The sequence below is a fragment of the Burkholderia sp. MS455 genome (assembly GCF_016899445.1).
GTDB classification, from domain to species: Bacteria; Pseudomonadota; Gammaproteobacteria; order Burkholderiales; family Burkholderiaceae; genus Burkholderia; species Burkholderia pyrrocinia_C.
In genome coordinates this window covers 2,706,645-2,724,885 of the sequence record NZ_CP041779.1, presented here as the reverse complement: position 1 = coordinate 2,724,885, position 18,241 = coordinate 2,706,645, and the positions used below count along the sequence as shown (strand labels likewise).

Genomic DNA, 18,241 nt, shown 5'->3' with positions numbered 1-18,241 from the left:
ACGACGAACCGCATGACGAAGGACCCGAACGACACGCCGCCGCCTCACGATCCGGACTCGCCCGACGGCGCGCCCGACGCGCCGCCGCGCGCGCCGCGCCGCGGACGCGCGGTGCGCGTCGTCGCGTGGACGCTCGCCACGGCCGTGCTGCTCGTCGTGCTGGCCGCCGGGCTCGTGCTGGCCGCGGCGACGACCGAGCGCGGCACGCGGCTCGCGTGGCAGGTGGCCGGGCGCGTGCTCGGCGCACGGCTCGCGGGCACGCTCGAAGGCGGCTCGCTTGCGACCGGCGTGCGGTTGCGCGGCTTCGCGTGGACGAGCCCCGACGGCACCGGCACCGAGGTCCGCATCGACCGGCTCGACGGCAGCTGGGCATTGACCCGCGCGCCGTGGCGGCTGTCCATCGCCTATCTTCGCGCGGGCACGATCGACGTGCGGATCGCGCCGGGGCCGTCGACGCCGAGCACGACGCCGCAGGATCTCAGCCTGCCGCTGCAGTTGCGGATCGACGATCTGCGCGTCGATCGCCTCGCGATTCACGACGGCGGATCGACGACGCAGCTCGACCATCTCGCGCTGAACGGCCGCAGCGACGGCCGTCATCATGAACTCGTGCTCGACAGCATCGACACGCCGTACGGCGCGCTGACCGCGCGCGCGAAGCTCGACGGCGTGAAGCCGTTCGCGCTGACGGGCGAAGCCACCTACGCGGGCAAGCTGTCCGACGAGCCGGTCGACGCGCGGGCCCGCGTGTCGGGTTCGCTCGAGGCGCTCGTCGCGGACGTCGATGCGAGCGGGATGAAGCTGAGCGGGCGCGCGCACGTCGAGGCCGCGCCGTTCGGCGCGGTGCCGCTCACGCGCGCATCGCTCGCATTCGATCACGTGAATCCGCAGGCGCTCGCACCCGGCGCGCCGGCCGCCGATCTCGCGGTGCGCGCGGAGCTCGCGCCCGTGACCGCGCCTGCCGGCACCGCACCCGCGAAGGGTTTCGCGGTGACGGGCCCCGTGTCGATCGTCAACGCGAAGCCCGGCACGCTCGGCGATCACCTGCTGCCGGTGATCGACGCGCACGCGAACGTGCATCTCGACGCGCACGCGCAGCGGATCGACGATCTCGCGCTGAAGCTGATCCGCGACGGCAGCGTGACGGGCAACGGCACGTTGACGGGCGGCAAGGGCCGCTTCGACCTGAAGGTCGCGAACCTCGACCTGAACGCATTCGTCGCCGAGTTGCGGCCGATGCGCCTGGGCGGCCCGCTCGGCGTGACGCTCGCGGGCGACGTGACGACCGTCGATTTCGACCTGAACGACCCGAAGCTCGCGCTCGGCGCGCGCGCGAAGGTCGCGCTGACGCCGCAGCAGACCGTGCTGACCGACGCGCGCGTGACTGCGGCCAAGGGTCGTATCGACCTGACGGGCGTGTTTCGCCACGACGCGCACTCGAGCTACGACGCGAAGGCGACGCTGACGGCGTTCGATCCGCTGCTGCTCGCCGCGATGAGCGCGCCGAAGGCTGGCGGCGGCAAGGCGGCCGCCAACGCAAAGGCGCCGGCCAGGCGCGGCGAGACGCGCGTGTCGGGCACGCTGACCGCGTCGGGCGCGTTTGCGCCGCAGGTGTCGACGAAGGCGACCTTCAAGCTCGGCGACAGCCTGTACGACGGCGTGCCGCTGACCGGTGCCGGCGTCGTGCAGCTCGCCGGCTCGCGAATCCTGCCGAGCAACGCGAACCTGTCGATCGCGGGCAACCACGTCGATTTGCGCGGCAGCTTCGGCGCGCCCGGCGACCGGCTGCGCTTCGTCGTCGACGCGCCGCAGCTCGACCGGCTCGGCTTCGGCGTGGAAGGGCTCGTGCAGGCGCAGGGCGACCTGACCGGCAGCTTCGCGCACCCGAACGTGACGGCCACCTACAAGGCCGAGCGCGTCGTCGTCGGATCGAACCGGATCGGCGCCGCACAGGGCCGCGCGGACATCCGCGACGGCGCGCACGGCGCACTCGTGTTCACGGCCGACGCGACCGACATCGCGCTCGGCTCGCTGAAGCTGAAATCGCTGCGCGCGAATCTGAACGGCACGCGCGCGAAGCACACGCTCGACGTATCGGCGCTCGGGACGACCGGCGGCCGCGTGATCGACGTGACGCTCGCGGCGAACGGCGGCGTGGTCGAGAACCGCGACGGGATGCGCTGGGACGGCACCGTCACGCGCCTCGCGAACCGCGGCACGCCGGCCGTCGCGCTGCAGGCGCCGCTCACCGTGTCGGCCGGCGCCGGCCGCGTGGCGCTCGGCGCGACGCGGCTCACGCTCGAAGGTGCGGCGATCGACCTGAAGTCGTTCGTGTTCGATCACGGCCAGATGCGCTCGGCGGGCTCGGTGAGAGGCGCATCGGTCGCACGCTTCCTCGAGGTTCGCCAGGAGCTGACGGGCCAGCGGCCGCCGGTGCGCACCGACGTCGTGCTCGATGCCGACTGGGATTTCTCGCTCGGCGCGAACGCGACGGGCTACGTGCAGGTGAAGCGCCGCGGCGGCGACGTGACGATCGAGAGCGGGCGCGGCATCGCGTCGCTGGGGCTGACCGACCTGTCCGCGCGCGCGAGCTTCGCGCCCGGCAACCGGCTCAACGTGACGGCGCTCGCGAAGGCGAACCGGATCGGCACGCTCGATGCGAACGTCGCGGTGCCGTTCGCGCTGCGCGACGGCATGTTCGGGGTCGTCGACGACGGCCCGCTGTCGGGCCGCATCGACGCCGATATCCCGTCGCTGAAAGCGACCGGCAACCTGTTCGGGCCGAGCTACCTGCTCGGCGGGCGCGCGGCGCTGAAGCTGACGGTCGCCGGCACGCCGGTGAAGCCGAACCTGTCGGGGATGCTGACGGGCGACGACCTGTCCGCGACGCTCGTCGACCAGGGCGTGCAGTTGAAGGATGGCATTGTGCGCGTGAAGCTCTCGGAAAACCTCGTCGAATTCCAGCAGGTCGAGTTCCACGGCGGCGACGGCACGCTGCGCGCGCTCGGCCGCGTGCGCCTCGACGGCGAGGCGCCCGACCTGACCGCGAGCATCGTCGCGGAGAAGCTCGAACTGTTCGCTGCGCCGGACCGCAAGCTGTCGCTGTCGGGCAAGGCGACGGTCGCGAACGACGGGCCGCGCGGCGCGCTGTCGATCGACGGCAAGTTCGTCGTCGACCGCGCGTTGTTCGACCTGCCCGAGGAAACGGCGCCGCACCTGTCCGACGATGTCGTGATCGTGCGGCCGGACGGCACGGTGCGCGGCGAGACGCCGACCGGCACCGCGGTCGCGAAGCCGCCGCCGGCCACGGACAAGCCGGCGCCGTCGGTCGCGCCGCGTGCGAACATCGACATCGGCCTCGGCAACAACTTCCGCTTCAAGGGCCACGGCGCGGATCTCGGGCTGCGCGGCACGATCACCGTGATGAGCGCGCCGGGCGTGCCGCTGCGTGCGGTCGGCAACGTGCGCGTGACCGAAGGATCGACGTACACGGCGTTCGGCCGCAAGCTCGCGATCGAGAACGGCTTCTTCACGTTCAACGGGCCCGTGTCGAACCCGGGCGTCAACATCCTCGCGATGCGGCGCAACCAGGAGGTCGAGGCCGGCGTGCAGGTGACGGGCATGATCCAGTCGTCGACGGTCAAGCTCGTGTCCGAGCCGAACGTCACCGACAACGAGAAGCTGTCGTGGCTGCTGTTCGGGCACGGCACCGACCAGGGCAACAACGTCGGCCAGCAGGGCGCGATGACGGCCGCGCTCGCGCTGCTCGGCAGCGCGACCGGCAAGCGCGTCGCGCAGACCATCGGCCTCGACGAATTCTCGATCGGCCGCAGCGACGTCGGCCTGACCGACCCGCAGGTCGTGCAGGTGTCGAAGGCGATCAACGAGCGCTTCGTGCTCGGCTACGAGCAGGGGCTGCAGTCGGCCAGCAACGCGTTCAAGGCGACGATCAACCTGACGCGCTTCTGGTCGGTGTCCGCGTACGGCGGCACGTTCCAGGGCGTCGACCTGAACTACACGCGGCGCTTCGATCGCTGGTTCGGGCAGCGGTGATCAAGGGGCGCGCTCCGGCCCCCGCTCAGCCCGACGCGCCCGGCCTCGGGTCGGCGCGCAGGCATGCGTCGAAGGCTTCGCGCGTAGCGGCGACCGTCACGTCGACCTGCAGCCAGCGGCCACGTGCATCAAGCCGCCGTGCGCGGAAGTAGTGGCGGTATTGCAGCGCGGCAGCCGCGACCGGTGGCGTCACCCGCGCATTCCACGATTCGATCGAGAAGCCGTCGGCGTCGAGCCATTGCAGCAGCCGTGACAGATCCGCATCGTCGGGCGGCACGACGAGGTCGACGTCGTTCAGCGGCGCAGCGGCGGCATCGTCCGCTGCCGCCGCGAGCCGTTGCGCGAAGCCGCCGATCGCCGCGAACGCGAAGCCCTCGCGCGTCAGCGCGGCCACCAGCGCGCGGGCTGCGTCGACGTCACTCGCGAGCGGCGCCTTGCGGCACACGAGCGCGTATTCATGCGTGCGGTCGGTGGCGCCGGCGCCGTGCGGCGCCGGGCCGTCGGCGCGTTCGTAGATCAGCACGCGTTCGTCGTGCAACACGAAGCGCTCGCCGAGCAATCGCGCGACATCCCATGCCAGCGGCACGAACCGGCCGCCGACCCGCAGGTTCTGCGCCATCGCGATGCACCAGCCGCCCGGCTCGAGCAGCGCATGCACGCCGGCGAACACGTTGCGCATCCGCTCGAGATACGGCGCATAGCAATCGACGCCGTACAGTTGCCCGTCGCGCGGGCTGTCGGGCAACCCCGTGCAGCCGAAGTAGGGCACGCTCGTCAGGCACAGCGTGAACGGGCCGCCGGCGCGGCGTGCCGCGGCCTGCGTCGCGTCGCTCGACAGGTCGCCGGCCAGCACCGGATAGCGGGCGGGTGGCGCGCCCGTGCGCGCGAGTCGTTCGCGTGCGAATGCGACGCGCGCCGGGTCGATCTCGACGCCGAGCGCCGGCACGCCGCATCGCGCGGCGGCGACGAGCGTCGTGCCGAAGCCGCCGAACGGATCGACGATCCAGCCGCCCGGCGTCGCGTGGCTGCCGATGAATGGCATCATCTGCTCGACCCAGCCGCAATCGCGCGCGGCAAACGCATCCCGCGCGCGCAGGTCGGCGGGCAGGGTGGTGTCGGCGGCCTCGTCGGTCAGGCGCAGCCAGCTAGTCACGACGGTCATCGTTGCTCCACAGGATGTCGCGCGCCGGATGCCAGCCGGCGCACAGGTTGCCGTTCGGGTGGAACACGAGCTTGTACACGGCATCGCGCAACTCGTGCTCGCGCATCGCGCCGTAGTCGGACGTCTCGAACACGACCTCGAAGCCGTCGCGATGCGTCCAGCGCGCATTCCAGAAGTAGTAGCCGGCCGTCAGCGCGATCGGTTCGTACTGCGCGGAAAACGCGGCGTCCGCCGCGCAGGCGAGCAGCAGCGCGTCGATCGGAACACGTGTGCGGTCGATGTAGCGCCGCGTCGCGTTGTGCCGATAGGTGTCGGGCAGCGCGGAGAACTCGCGGAAGATCACCGAGCGGGCCCCGAGCGCGCGTGCATGGGCCAGATAGCGGAGCACGTCCGCCGGCGTCTCGATGCCGCCGCGCTGCACGATGCAGACGAGCTTGACCGGAAAGTGCGCGCGCGCGGCGGCAAATGCCGTTTCGAACGCGTGCTGGTGCCTCACGTGCCGGCCTGGCCGAAAGCGCATGATCGACTGGTTCACGTCGTCGCGGTCGTGATGCCGCGACCATTCGAGCCATGAGATGCCGAAGTCCGCGAGGGCCGGCAGCAGCGCGTCGCCGTGTTCGACGAGCCCGGCGCCGTTTGTGTACAGCACGCTGCCGGTTGCGTCCGGACCGTCGTCGCCGGCCGCGCCGAGCGTCGCGACGAGCGACAGCAGCCAGCGCGGATCGTCCGTGTTCTCGAGCCCGGACAGCGAATACGACAGCGGCACGCCGCGCAGGGTGCTCAGCGCACGCCGCAGCGTGTCGAAATAGTCGGCCGCCGGGCGCAGGCCTGCCGCTACCGGGCCCGACGCGGTTTCGTCGACCAGCGTTTCCGAGCAGAACCGGCAACGCGCGGAGCAGGGCTGCGCCGCCGCGTACGGCGTGAACGTGAGCGGCTGCGCGAAGCGGATCGTTCGGCCGGCAACGGTATGGACATGCCAGCGGCGGCTGTCGTCGGCGGGCGGCTCGCGCAACGCGAGCCACGCGAAGCGCCGGGCGAGCGTGTCGAACGCGCGGCTGCGCGCGACGAGCGGCGCGACGGCGTTGGCGTGCGCGATCGGCACGAGCGGAATCGTGATCGGGGCGCGGGCATGGCTCGCGCGCGGCGAAGCACGCGTGCGTTCCGCTGGCGGGGTGTCGGAAGTGTGTGTCATGTCGTTATTCTTGGGTGGGGCCTGCCGCCACGGCCTGGGTGGACCGCTGGATGCGGTCTTCGGAATCCGGCGGGCCCGATGTCGTCGCCATGTTAGCCGAACTCGCGCGCTGCGCGTCGGGCGGTGCTGCGTGCGCCACGCCATGAAAAAAAGCCCCGCACGTATCGTTCGAGGCTTTCTTCTCAAGCAGTGGCGTGTGCTGCTTACTTCACGCGCATGCCGGGCTTCGCGCCGCTGTGCGGCTCGAGGATGTAGAGGCCCGGCTCGGCCTTCTCGTCGGTTGCCGACGCCGCGAGCACCATCCCTTCGGACAGGCCGAACTTCATCTTGCGCGGCGCGAGGTTCGCGACCATCACCGTCAGCTTGCCGACGAGCTGCTCGGGCTGGTACGCGGACTTGATGCCCGAGAACACGTTGCGGGTCTTTTCCTCGCCGATGTCGAGCGTGAGCTGCAGCAGCTTGTCCGAGCCTTCGACGGCCTGGCACGCGACGATCTTCGCGATGCGCAGGTCGATCTTCGCGAAATCGTCGATCGAGATGGGGGCGTCGTCGGCGCCGTTCACGACGGCCGGCTTCGCGTTCGCCTTGGCGTTCTTCGCATCCTTCGAGTCCTTCGCGGCGTTCGCGCTCGGAGCGGCCGCGTCGGCCTGCAGCGAATCGCGGTTGGCGGCGAGCAGCGCGTCGATCTGCTTCGCGTCGACGCGCGTCATCAGGTGCTGGTAAGCCTTGATCGGCTGTTCCGACGACAGCGGCTTCGCGGCATCGGCCCACGTGAGCGGCGCAATCCCGAAGAACGACTCGACGGATTCGGCGACGCGCGGCATCACCGGCTTCAGCGCGAGCGACAGCAGGCGGAACGCCTCGAGGCTCACGCTGCAGGTTTCGTGCAGCGCGACCGCGTTGGCCGGATCCTTCGCGAGCTCCCACGGCTTGGCGCCGTCGACGTACGCGTTCACGTCGTCCGCGAGCTCCATCGTGTGGCGCAGCGCGCGGCTGTATTCGCGTGCTTCGTAGTTCGCGGCGATCGCGGGAATCGCATCGCGCAGCTTCGCGACGAGCGGATGGTTCATCGCGCTGTCCTGCACGCGGCCGTCGAAGCGCTTGAGCAGGAAGCCGGCCGCGCGGCTCGCGATGTTCACGTACTTGCCGACGAGGTCGCTGTTCACGCGTGCCTGGAAGTCGTCGAGGTTCAGGTCGATGTCTTCCATGGTCGCGTTCAGCTTCGCGGCGAAGTAGTAGCGCAGCCATTCCGGGTTCAGGCCCGTGTCGATGTAGCTCTGCGCGGTGATGAACGTGCCGCGCGACTTCGACATCTTCGCGCCGTCGACCGTCAGGAAGCCGTGCGCGAACACGTTGGTCGGCGTGCGGTGGCCCGAGAACTCGAGCATCGCGGGCCAGAACAGCGTGTGGAAATACAGGATGTCCTTGCCGATGAAGTGGTACTGCTCGGCCTTCGAGCCCGCGCGGATCCACGCGTCGAAATCGATGCCGTTGCGGTCGCACAGGTTCTTGAAGCTCGCGTAGTAGCCGACCGGCGCGTCGAGCCACACGTAGAAATACTTGCCGGGCGCACCGGGGATCTCGAAGCCGAAGTACGGCGCGTCACGCGAGATGTCCCAGTCGGCGAGCTTGGCCTCGCCGGCGTCGCCGAGCCATTCGCGCATCTTGTTGGTCGCTTCGGGCTGCGCGAGGCCGCTCACCCATTCGCGCAGGAACGTCTCGCAGCGCGGGTCGGACAGGCGGAAGAAGTAGTGCTTCGACGTCTTGCGCACCGGCGTCGCGCCCGACACGACCGAATACGGGTTCAGCAGTTCGGTCGGCAGGTAGGTCGAGCCGCACACCTCGCAGTTGTCGCCGTACTGGTCCTTCGCGTGGCACTTCGGGCACTCGCCCTTGATGAAGCGGTCCGGCAGGAACATTTCCTTGACCGGGTCGTACGCCTGCTCGATCTCGCGTTCGGCGATCAGGCCGGCTTCCCGCAGCGCGAGGTAGATCTGCTCGCTCAGCACGCGGTTCTCGTCCGAGTCGGTCGAGTAGAAGTTGTCGAACTGCACGCCGAAGCTGTCGAAATCGCGCTTGTGCTCGGTCCAGACGCGATCGATCAACTGCTTCGGGCTCAGGCCTTCCTTCTCCGCGCGCAGCATGATCGGCGTGCCGTGCGTGTCGTCGGCGCCGATGTAGTAGACCTCGTGACCGTGCATTCGCAGCGTCCGCACCCAGATGTCGGTCTGGATGTATTCGACCAGGTGGCCGATGTGGATCTGCCCGTTGGCATAGGGCAGTGCGGACGTAACGAGGATCTGGCGCGCGCCTTGCGGCGCCGCAGCCTGCACGGAAGTGAGGTCGGTTGCGGACATAAGGTCTGTAGAGGAACGGCGGAAATACGACGGGAAACTGCGATTCTAGCAGGGGCGCGGGCCGGGGAGGCGGGCCGGCGCCGCGTGGCCGGTGCCGGAACGGGCGGGGTCGCGCAAACGGCGTGCCCGGCGGTGCTGCTGCGCTGCAGCACGAATTCTGCGGGCAAAAAAAACCGGGGCGGATATGGCCCCGGAGCAACAACGACAAGAGGAGAATGGTGACGCGCCGGCAACTCCCAGCCACGTACCGTAAATACTGACCACGGCCCGCCACGGAAGTTCGAAAATTTTTTCGATTTGTTACCGGCCCCGACGGATGCCTTGTCCGGCGGGGCTGCGCGGGCGGCGTGCCCGCGCCTTCCCCTCGTCGTGCGCTTATTGCGCCTGCGCTGCGCGCAGGTAGATTTCGACGCGGCGGTTTTGTGCGCGGCCGGCTTCGGTCGCGTTGTCCGCGATCGGGTTCGATGCGCCCATGCCTTGCGCCGACAGACGGCCGCCGTTGACGCCGCGCTGCGCGAGCGCGTTCACGACGCTTTGCGCGCGGTTCTGCGACAGCGTCTGGTTCAGCTGCGCCGAGCCCGTGCTGTCCGTGTAGCCGACGACCGATGCCGTCACTTGCGGGTTCTGGTTCAGCGTCGTCGCCAGGTCGTTCAGCAGCGGCGTGAATGCCGGCGTGATCGCGTACTGGTTCGTCGCGAACGTCACCGAGCTCGGCACGTTCAGCTTCAGCGAGCCGTCCGGCTGCTCGGTCACCTGCGTGCCCGTCTGCGCTGCCGACGGCGCGAGCTTGTTCCTGATCGCCTGCCAGTTGTAACCCGTCACGCCGCCGACCAGCGCGCCGACGCCCGCGCCGATCGCCGCGCCCTTGCCGCCGCCCGCCAGTGCGCCGATGCCCGCGCCCAGCGCCGCACCCGTGCCGGTACCGACGGCCGTGTTGGTGCCTTGCGGCGATGCGCAGCCGGCCAGCACTGCACCGGCCAGGGCGAAGACGGACAGGCGAGTCGCGATTTTCATGTTCATCTTGGATTCCTCTCTTGGTTGAACGAGTCGACAACGACAACTACAGTTACGGCTCCCCGCACAGGCCGCCCGAAAAAGGAGGGGCGGGCCCGGCGCTCGCGGCAGCCGCCGAGGCGGCCGCATGCCCTGTCCGTCAACATGGCTGTTCGGACAGCGCGACGTGTCAGCCTCTACAATATAGGCGGTTAGTGGCCGATTTGGCCCCATAGCGTGCCGCACGCGAAGAGTGCGCCGGGTCGCGCGTTCGCGCAATGGCATGCAACAGATTCTTTCACTTTTCTCGATTTTCGCAGCGTAATTTGATATTTTTTGACGTTTGCGCGCGAGAAAAACGTTTTCATGGAGTTTCGATGAGCATTGACCGGGCACAAGTCGACGCCGCACTGGCGGCTGTCGTCGACCCCAATACCGGCCGGCCGTATGCGGCGAACAAGGGCGTGCGCAACGTCGCGATCGACGGCGATGTCGTGGCGCTCGACGTGGTGCTCGGTTATCCCGCGCGCAGTCAGCACGACGACGTGCGCGCACGCGTTGCGGCGGCGCTCCAGGCCGTGCCGGGCGTGCGCGACGCGCGCGTCGCCGTGTCGCAGGAGATCGTCGCGCACACGGTGCAGCGCGGCGTGAAGCTGCTGCCGAACGTGAAGAACATCGTCGCGGTGGCGTCGGGCAAGGGCGGTGTCGGCAAGAGCACGACGGCCGTGAACCTCGCGCTCGCGCTCGCCGCGGAAGGCGCATCGGTCGGCATTCTCGACGCCGACATCTATGGCCCGTCGCTGCCGACGATGCTCGGCATCCACGGCCAGCGCCCCGAGTCGCCCGACAACCAGTCGATGAACCCGCTCGTCGGCCACGGGCTGCAGGCGAACTCGATCGGCTTCCTGATCGAGGAAGACAACCCGATGGTGTGGCGCGGCCCGATGGCGACCTCCGCGCTCGAGCAGTTGCTGCGCCAGACCAACTGGCGCGAGCTCGACTACCTGATCGTCGACATGCCGCCCGGCACGGGCGACATCCAGTTGACGCTCGCGCAGCGCGTGCCCGTCACGGGCGCGGTGATCGTCACGACGCCGCAGGACATCGCGCTGCTCGACGCGAAGAAGGGCCTGAAGATGTTCGAGAAGGTCGGGATTCCGATCCTCGGCATCGTCGAGAACATGAGCATCCACATCTGCTCGAACTGCGGCCACGAGGAGCACATCTTCGGCGCCGGCGGGGCCGAGCGGATGGCGAAGGACTACGATGTGAACGTGCTCGGCAGCCTGCCGCTCGACATCGCGATCCGCGAGCGGGCCGACAGCGGCACGCCGACGGTCGCGGCCGATCCGGACGGCGCGCTGGCGCGGCGCTACCGCGACATCGCGCGCGGGGTCGCGCTGGCGATTGCCGAGCGCGCGCGCGACATGACGTCGAAGTTCCCGACCATCGTTGTTCAAAATACGTAAAACCCTTGCGGGGCGGGGCCTCACGCTGTTTACGGCGCCGCGAGGCGCGGTATCATGGCGACTTTTCCCGGGTCCCTTTACCCGCCCGGCACGGCCGCCGTGTCAAACGGCCGTCAGCCGGCATGAGGATCGAATGAAACAACGACATCACGGGGTGCGCGCCGGCCGCGCGCGGCACGCGCTGCTGGCCGGCGCCGCGCTGGGCCTGCTGGCCGGCTGCACCTCCTTTTCCTCGTCGCACGAAAAACGGGCCGACGCACAACTGCAGCCGACGGTCGGCTCGCAGGCGCGCGGCGCGGTGACGTTCGTCGAGCGTCCGGACGGCGTCCAGGTCACCTACAACCTGGTCGGCCTGCCGCCGAACAGTGATCACGCGCTGCAGGTGCACGAGCGCGGCGACTGCAACGCGGGCGACGGCTCGAGCGCCGGCCAGGTGTTCGCGCCGGCCGCCGACCGTCTGCGCGCGGGCGCCCGCGTCGCCGGCGACCTCGGCAACATCCATGCGGATGCGAACGGTGTCGCGGCCGGCTTCATCGTCGCTCCCGATCTGGCCCTCGATGGCGTGCGCTCGGCGATGAGCCGCGCGGCGCTGGTGCACCGCGACCCGGGCGATCCCGCGTTTCCGCAGCATGGCGCGGGGCCCGCGCTCGCCTGCGGCGTGATCCGCTGACGGCTGCCGCGTGCGCGGGCCGATGATCGCGTAAAATGTCCGCCTTCCCGGCCGCCGCCTCGCGCGAGCGGCCGTTCCCGACTGTCACGCAGCGTTTCCTGGCGCCCCGATATGAATCGACCCCCACGCTCACTTTGTTCGCTGCCCCCCGAGGGGGCGGTCAGCCTCCTTGGGACGGCCCGGCGGAGGCTCACATGAGCATCAAGTCCGACAAGTGGATTCGGCGCATGGCCGAAGAGCACAAGATGATCGAGCCGTTCGTGCCCGATCAGGTTCGCGCGTCCGAGGATGGCCGCCGGATCGTCAGCTACGGCACGTCGAGCTATGGCTACGACATCCGCTGCGCAGACGAATTCAAGATCTTCACGAACATCAACTCGACGATCGTCGATCCGAAGAACTTCGACGAGGGTTCGTTTGTCGATTTCAAGGGCGACGTGTGCATCATCCCGCCGAACTCGTTCGCGCTGGCCCGCACCGTCGAATATTTCCGCATCCCGCGCACCGTGCTGACGGTCTGCCTCGGCAAGTCGACCTATGCGCGCTGCGGGATCATCGTCAACGTGACGCCGTTCGAGCCCGAGTGGGAAGGCTACGTCACGCTGGAATTCTCGAACACCACGCCGCTGCCCGCGAAGATCTACGCGAACGAAGGCGTCGCGCAGGTGCTCTTCTTCGAGAGCGACGAAGTGTGCGACGTGTCGTACGCCGATCGCGGCGGCAAGTATCAGGGGCAGCGCGGTGTCACGCTGCCGAAAACCTGATCTGGTTGCATATCGTCTCACCAGTTTCCGGGTGACCGCTGCGCGTGACGCGCCGCGGTCGTTCTTTTTGGAGAATCGCCCATGAAGTTTCGTTTCCCCGTCGTCATCATCGACGAAGATTTCCGCTCCGAGAATATCTCGGGCTCCGGCATCCGGGCGTTGGCCGAAGCGATCGAGAAAGAGGGCGTCGAAGTCCTCGGCCTCACGAGCTACGGCGATCTGACGTCGTTCGCGCAGCAGTCGAGCCGCGCGTCGTGCTTCATCCTGTCGATCGACGACGACGAACTCATGCTCGGCGAAACCGGCCCGGACGGCGAGCTGCCCGAGCTCGCGACCGCGATCATCGAGCTGCGCGCGTTCGTCACCGAAGTGCGCCGCCGCAACGCGGACATCCCGATCTTCCTGTACGGCGAGACGCGCACGTCGCGGCATCTGCCGAACGACATCCTGCGCGAGCTGCACGGCTTCATCCACATGTTCGAGGACACGCCGGAGTTCGTCGCGCGCCACATCATCCGCGAGGCGAAGGTCTATCTCGACTCGCTCGCGCCGCCGTTCTTCAAGGAACTCGTCAAGTACGCGGACGAAGGCTCGTACTCGTGGCACTGCCCGGGCCACTCGGGCGGCGTCGCGTTCCTGAAGAACCCGCTCGGCCAGATGTTCCACCAGTTCTTCGGCGAGAACATGCTGCGCGCGGACGTCTGCAACGCGGTGGACGAACTCGGCCAGCTGCTCGATCACACGGGCCCGGTCGCGGCGTCCGAGCGCAATGCGGCGCGTATCTTCAGCGCCGATCACCTGTTCTTCGTGACCAACGGCACGTCGACGTCGAACAAGATCGTCTGGCACGCGACGGTCGCGCCCGGCGACATCGTGCTGGTCGACCGCAACTGCCACAAGTCGATCCTGCACGCGATCACGATGACGGGCGCGATCCCGGTGTTCCTGACGCCGACGCGCAACCATTTCGGCATCATCGGGCCGATCCCGCGCGACGAATTCAAGCCGGAGAACATCCGCAAGAAGATCGAGGCGAACCCGTTCGCGCGCGAGGCGCTGCGCGAGAACCCGGACATGAAGCCGCGGATCCTGACGATCACGCAGAGCACGTACGACGGCGTCGTCTACAACGTCGAGATGATCAAGGACCTGCTCGGCGACCTGCTCGACACGCTGCACTTCGACGAAGCGTGGCTGCCGCATGCGACGTTCCACGATTTCTACCGCGACATGCACGCGATCGGCGACGGCCGCCCGCGCACGGGCGCGCTCGTGTTCGCGACGCACTCGACGCACAAGCTGCTCGCCGGCATCTCGCAGGCGTCGCAGATCGTCGTGCAGGATTCGGAGAACCGCACGTTCGACAAGCATCGCTTCAACGAGGCGTACCTGATGCATACGTCGACGAGCCCGCAGTACGCGATCATCGCGTCGTGCGACGTCGCGGCCGCGATGATGGAGCCACCGGGCGGCACCGCGCTCGTCGAGGAATCGATCGCCGAGGCGATCGACTTCCGCCGCGCGATGCGCAAGGTCGATGCCGAATACGGCGACGACTGGTTCTTCAGCGTGTGGGGCCCGGACAACCTGTCGGAAGAGGGCATCGGTTCGCGCGACGACTGGATGCTGAAGCCGAATGACCACTGGCACGGCTTTGGCCCGCTCGCGGAAGGCTTCAACATGCTCGACCCGATCAAGGCGACGATCATCACGCCGGGGCTCGACGTCGACGGCGAGTTCGGCGAGACGGGCATTCCGGCCGCGATCGTCACGAAGTATCTGGCCGAGCACGGGATCATCGTCGAGAAGACCGGCCTGTACTCGTTCTTCATCATGTTCACGATCGGCATCACGAAGGGCCGCTGGAACTCGATGGTGACCGAGCTGCAGCAGTTCAAGGACGACTACGACAACAACCAGCCGCTGTGGCGCGTGCTGCCGGAATTCGTCGCGCAGCATCCGCGCTACGAGCGCGTCGGCCTGCGCGACCTGTGCACGCAGATCCACGACGTGTACCGCGCGAACGACATCGCACGCCTGACGACCGAGATGTACCTGTCGGACATGGAACCGGCGATGAAGCCGTCGGATGCGTTCGCGAAGCTCGCGCACCGCAAGATCGACCGCGTGCCGCTCGACGAGCTCGAAGGCCGCGTGACGAGCATCCTGCTCACGCCGTACCCGCCGGGCATTCCGCTGCTGATCCCGGGCGAGCGCTTCAACAAGACGATCGTGAACTACCTGCGGTTCGCGCGCGACTTCAACGAGCGTTTCCCGGGCTTCCACACCGACATCCACGGCCTCGTCGCGGAAGAGGTGAACGGCCGCGTCGAGTACTACGTCGACTGCGTGCGCGACTGATGGCGACGCACGGACGATTCCGGGCGATGCGCGCGGCGGTGGCCGCGCTCGTCGTCTGGGCGGCAGGGGCGGCGGGGCCGGCGGGGTCGGGCGTCGCACACGCGGAAGTCGCGGCGGCCGACCCGATCGACGTCGCGATGCGGCAATGCCTCGCGCGGCGCGACCGGTCGTCGACGGCCGGCCAGATCCAGTGCATGGGCGAAGCACAGCAGCAGTGGCAGGCGGTGATGGACGGCGCGTACCAGCGCCTGTTGAAGGATGCACCGGCCGATGCGAAGCGCGGCTGGCAGGACAGCCAGCGCCGCTGGGTCACGTGGCGCAAGGATGAAGTCCTTCTGCTGAAGGCCGTGTACGACACGACGCGCGGCACCGCGTACACGATGTCGAGCGCCGACATGCAGTTGCAGCCCGTGCGCGATCGCGCGCTGGCGCTGCGCGGCGCGGCCGATCGTTATGCGCCGCTGCCCGCCGCCGTACCGGTCGCGGCCACGAGCGGCACGGGCGCGGCCGAGGGCGCGGCCCAGGGCGGGGCCCAGGGCGGGGCCGCGTCGAACGGCAAGCCGGCTGCGAACGCACCGCGCGATCCGGCCGTGCGCCGCGTGCGGCCGTGCGAACAGGATGCCGCGTGCGAGCACGCGTTGTTCGACCTGAACCGCTATTACCAGAAGCTGCGCCGCAAGATGCCTGCGCATTCGGCCGCGACACTGGTGCGCGCGCAGCGCGCGTGGGTCGCGTTCCGCGATGCGACGGCGCCGCTCGTCGGCGAGGACGGGCGCGTCGACCTGATCGGCGCGCGCATCGCGACGATGAAACGGCTGTCGGAGACGGCCGGCAACAACTAGAAGCCGTCGCGACGTCAGTCGTTCGGCGGCAACGCAAAACGGGCACCTTGGGTGCCCGTTTGCATTCGGCGGTGCGCAACGCACCGTGTTTCGCGCTCGCGTGCGCTACGCGGGCTTCTGCGTATCGTACCGGCCGAACCACGACGGCACGAGCGCGACCGCATCGTCGAGTGACGCGAGCACGTGCAGGCTCAGCGCGACGATTTCGGGCGTCGGCGCCTTCAGGTCGGGCACGGTGACGACCGACGCGCCGGCGCTGGCGGCCGATTGCGCGCCGAAGTCGCTGTCCTCGAACGCGACGCACGTATGTGCCGGCACGCCGAGGCGTTCGGCCGCGAGCCGGTAGACGGCCGGATCGGGCTTGCCGCGCGCGACTTCGTCGCCGCCCGCGATCGCGCGGAAGAACGGCAGCACGCCGACCGCGTCGAGCCGCGCGCGGATCACGTCGCACGCGGACGACGACGCGACCGCGCACGGGATGCCGGCCTGCGCGAGCGTGTCGAGCAGCGCGAACGCGCCGGGCTTCAACGGGAACTTCGGATGGGGCTCGGGCGACGCGAGCTGTTCGCGTACGCGGATGCGCACGGCGTCGAACGTATCCGGGTTTCCGATCAGCCGGGCCAGGATGACCTGGCCCTCGGCGAACGAGCGGCCGACGATCTGCAGGTAGTCGGTGGCCGTCAGCACGACACCGTGTGCGCTCGACACGTCGATCCACGTGTTCATGATGGTCCGCTCGGAATCGACGAGCAGGCCGTCCATGTCGAAGAGTGCGGCGGAAAAGGTCATCGGCGGCATCCGGGAAGCGGGGCAGGCAATGGGCGGCGCGACGGCCGCCCGAATGAAAAACGGACGCCGAAGGCGTCCGTCCGGGACAACGGGCTTACCGGCCGAGTGCGGCGCGGGCGGCCTTGACCGCCGCACGCACCTGGTCGGGTGCGGTGCCGCCCGGATGGTTGCGGCTGGCGACCGAACCCTCGAGCGTCAGGTAGCCGAACACGTCGTCGCCGATCAGGTGCGCGACGTTCGGCAGTTCCTGCTTCATCTCGTCGAGCGTCAGGTCGGCGAGATCGATGCCGCGGTCGTCGCAGATCCGCACCGCGTGCGCGACGGCTTCGTGCGCGTCGCGGAACGGCAGGCCGCGTTTCACGAGATAGTCGGCGAGGTCGGTGGCGGTTGAGAAGCCCTGCAGCGCGGCTGCGCGCATCGCGTCCGGCTTCACGGTGATGCCCGCGACCATTTCGGCGAAGATCCGCAGCGTGTCGGCGACGGTGTCGACCGTGTCGAACAGCGGTTCCTTGTCTTCCTGGTTGTCCTTGTTGTACGCGAGCGGCTGGCCCTTCATCAGCGTCAGGAGCGCCATCAGGTGGCCGTTCACGCGGCCCGTCTTGCCGCGCGCGAGCTCGGGCACGTCCGGGTTCTTCTTCTGCGGCATGATCGAGCTGCCGGTGCAGAAGCGGTCGGCGATGTCGATGAAGCCGACGCGCGGGCTCATCCACAGCACGAGTTCTTCGGAGAAACGTGACACGTGCGTCATCACGAGCGCGGAAGCCGCCGTGAATTCGATCGCGAAATCGCGATCCGACACGGCGTCGAGCGAGTTCGCGCAGATGCCGTCGAAGCCGAGCGTCTTCGCGACCGCGTGACGATCGATCGGGTAGCTCGTGCCCGCGAGTGCGGCCGCGCCGAGCGGCAGGCGGTTCACGCGCGTGCGGCAGTCGCGCATGCGCTCCGCGTCGCGCGAGAACATCTCGACGTACGCGAGCAGGTGGTGGCCGAACGTGACGGGCTGCGCGACCTGCAGGTGCGTGAAGCCCGGCATGATCGTGGCGGCGTTCTGTTCCGCGAGGTCGAGCAGCGCGCCGCGCAGGTCGTTCAGCAGGCCGCCGATGCGGTCGATCTCGCCGCGCAGCCACAGGCGGATGTCGGTCGCGACCTGGTCGTTGCGCGAGCGGCCCGTGTGCAGGCGCTTGCCGGCATCGCCGATCAGCGCGGTCAGGCGCGCCTCGATGTTCAGGTGGACGTCCTCGAGATCGAGCTGCCATTCGAATTCGCCGCGCTCGATCTCGCCCTTGATCTGCGCCATCCCGCGTTCGATCGCGGCCAGGTCGTCCGCGCTGATGATCTTCTGCGCGGCGAGCATGTTCGCGTGCGCGAGCGAGCCGGCGATGTCGACGAGCGCGAGGCGCTTGTCGAAAAACACCGACGACGTGTAGCGCTTGACCAGCTCCGACATCGGTTCCGAGAAGCGGGCCGACCAGGCCTCGCCCTTTTTGTGCAGTTGGGACGTCATGGCGATTCTTCGAAGGGGAGTTGGGCGGCGTGCGCCGCCGAGGGAATCCCGCAATTCTAACATTCGCGGGCCTGGCGGCCGGCGC

Annotated in this window: 12 protein-coding genes; 6 read left to right on the top strand and 6 right to left on the bottom strand. The window is 68.9% G+C overall.

Features of this window, described 5'->3' with window-relative positions; all coding sequences use genetic code 11:
• Positions 1-12 precede the first annotated feature (12 nt).
• A complete protein-coding gene (locus FPJ27_RS31625) occupies positions 13-4,053 on the top strand; it encodes a translocation/assembly module TamB domain-containing protein (protein ID WP_204424134.1) in 4,041 nt (1,346 codons plus the stop codon).
• Positions 4,054-4,078: 25 nt separating this feature from the next.
• Here FPJ27_RS31625 and FPJ27_RS31620 read toward each other — a convergent pair whose 3' ends face one another.
• The 4 genes from FPJ27_RS31620 to FPJ27_RS31605 form a co-directional block, all read right to left on the bottom strand.
• Positions 4,079-5,215 carry a DNA methyltransferase gene (locus FPJ27_RS31620; protein WP_204424132.1) on the bottom strand — a complete coding sequence of 379 codons (1,137 nt, stop codon included), beginning with the start codon at positions 5,213-5,215 and terminating at the stop codon, positions 4,079-4,081.
• A complete protein-coding gene (locus FPJ27_RS31615) occupies positions 5,199-6,407 on the bottom strand; it encodes a hypothetical protein (protein ID WP_239483341.1) in 1,209 nt (402 codons plus the stop codon). Before FPJ27_RS31615 ends, FPJ27_RS31620 begins: the two co-directional genes overlap by 17 nt.
• A 203-nt stretch (positions 6,408-6,610) precedes the next feature.
• The gene (metG, locus tag FPJ27_RS31610) at positions 6,611-8,764 is read right to left on the bottom strand and encodes a methionine--tRNA ligase (protein ID WP_204424130.1); all 2,154 of its coding nucleotides are present in this window, start codon (positions 8,762-8,764) and stop codon (positions 6,611-6,613) included.
• 375 nt (positions 8,765-9,139) lie between these two features.
• On the bottom strand, positions 9,140-9,784 hold the full coding sequence (locus FPJ27_RS31605) for an OmpA family protein (RefSeq protein WP_072440929.1): 645 nt from the start codon (positions 9,782-9,784) through the stop codon (positions 9,140-9,142).
• Positions 9,785-10,134: 350 nt separating this feature from the next.
• On the opposite strand from FPJ27_RS31605, the gene apbC reads away from it, so the two are divergent.
• The 5 genes from apbC (at position 10,135) to FPJ27_RS31580 (ending at position 15,863) form a co-directional block, all read left to right on the top strand.
• Entirely contained in the window at positions 10,135-11,226 is a 1,092-nt protein-coding gene (gene apbC / locus FPJ27_RS31600) for an iron-sulfur cluster carrier protein ApbC (RefSeq protein WP_034178752.1), read from the top strand.
• Between the two features lie 133 nt (positions 11,227-11,359).
• Positions 11,360-11,896, top strand: coding sequence for a superoxide dismutase [Cu-Zn] (gene sodC / locus FPJ27_RS31595; protein ID WP_204424127.1), 537 nt, complete (start codon positions 11,360-11,362; stop codon positions 11,894-11,896).
• A 194-nt stretch (positions 11,897-12,090) separates the two neighbouring features.
• Complete coding sequence (dcd, locus tag FPJ27_RS31590) at positions 12,091-12,660, top strand: dCTP deaminase (RefSeq protein WP_006398615.1); 570 nt, start codon at positions 12,091-12,093, stop codon at positions 12,658-12,660.
• An 81-nt stretch (positions 12,661-12,741) separates the two neighbouring features.
• On the top strand, positions 12,742-15,021 hold the full coding sequence (locus FPJ27_RS31585) for an arginine/lysine/ornithine decarboxylase (protein ID WP_034178750.1): 2,280 nt from the start codon (positions 12,742-12,744) through the stop codon (positions 15,019-15,021).
• Positions 15,021-15,863, top strand: a complete 843-nt coding sequence (locus tag FPJ27_RS31580; RefSeq protein WP_204424125.1) for a lysozyme inhibitor LprI family protein — start codon at positions 15,021-15,023, stop codon at positions 15,861-15,863. The genes FPJ27_RS31585 and FPJ27_RS31580 overlap by 1 nt, the downstream gene beginning before the upstream one ends.
• 105 nt (positions 15,864-15,968) lie before the next feature.
• On the opposite strand, the gene FPJ27_RS31575 is transcribed toward FPJ27_RS31580, so the two are convergent.
• Positions 15,969-16,652 (bottom strand): HAD family phosphatase, encoded by a 684-nt coding sequence (locus FPJ27_RS31575; RefSeq protein ID WP_204424122.1) that lies wholly within the window; start codon positions 16,650-16,652, stop codon positions 15,969-15,971.
• 94 nt (positions 16,653-16,746) lie between these two features.
• The gene (gene argH, locus FPJ27_RS31570) at positions 16,747-18,156 is read right to left on the bottom strand and encodes an argininosuccinate lyase (RefSeq protein WP_034178748.1); all 1,410 of its coding nucleotides are present in this window, start codon (positions 18,154-18,156) and stop codon (positions 16,747-16,749) included.
• Positions 18,157-18,241: the final 85 nt, after the last annotated feature.

Excerpts from the sequence above, each read along its gene's own strand:
- FPJ27_RS31625 (WP_204424134.1), top strand. The coding sequence starts at position 13 with ATGACGAAGGACCCGAACGACACGCCGCCGCCTCACGATCCGGACTCG.
- FPJ27_RS31620 (WP_204424132.1), bottom strand. The coding sequence starts at position 5,215 with ATGACCGTCGTGACTAGCTGGCTGCGCCTGACCGACGAGGCCGCCGAC.
- FPJ27_RS31615 (WP_239483341.1), bottom strand. The coding sequence starts at position 6,407 with ATGACACACACTTCCGACACCCCGCCAGCGGAACGCACGCGTGCTTCG.
- metG (WP_204424130.1), bottom strand. The coding sequence starts at position 8,764 with ATGTCCGCAACCGACCTCACTTCCGTGCAGGCTGCGGCGCCGCAAGGC.
- FPJ27_RS31605 (WP_072440929.1), bottom strand. The coding sequence starts at position 9,784 with ATGAACATGAAAATCGCGACTCGCCTGTCCGTCTTCGCCCTGGCCGGT.
- apbC (WP_034178752.1), top strand. The coding sequence starts at position 10,135 with ATGAGCATTGACCGGGCACAAGTCGACGCCGCACTGGCGGCTGTCGTC.
- sodC (WP_204424127.1), top strand. The coding sequence starts at position 11,360 with ATGAAACAACGACATCACGGGGTGCGCGCCGGCCGCGCGCGGCACGCG.
- dcd (WP_006398615.1), top strand. The coding sequence starts at position 12,091 with ATGAGCATCAAGTCCGACAAGTGGATTCGGCGCATGGCCGAAGAGCAC.
- FPJ27_RS31585 (WP_034178750.1), top strand. The coding sequence starts at position 12,742 with ATGAAGTTTCGTTTCCCCGTCGTCATCATCGACGAAGATTTCCGCTCC.
- FPJ27_RS31580 (WP_204424125.1), top strand. The coding sequence starts at position 15,021 with ATGGCGACGCACGGACGATTCCGGGCGATGCGCGCGGCGGTGGCCGCG.
- FPJ27_RS31575 (WP_204424122.1), bottom strand. The coding sequence starts at position 16,652 with ATGACCTTTTCCGCCGCACTCTTCGACATGGACGGCCTGCTCGTCGAT.
- argH (WP_034178748.1), bottom strand. The coding sequence starts at position 18,156 with ATGACGTCCCAACTGCACAAAAAGGGCGAGGCCTGGTCGGCCCGCTTC.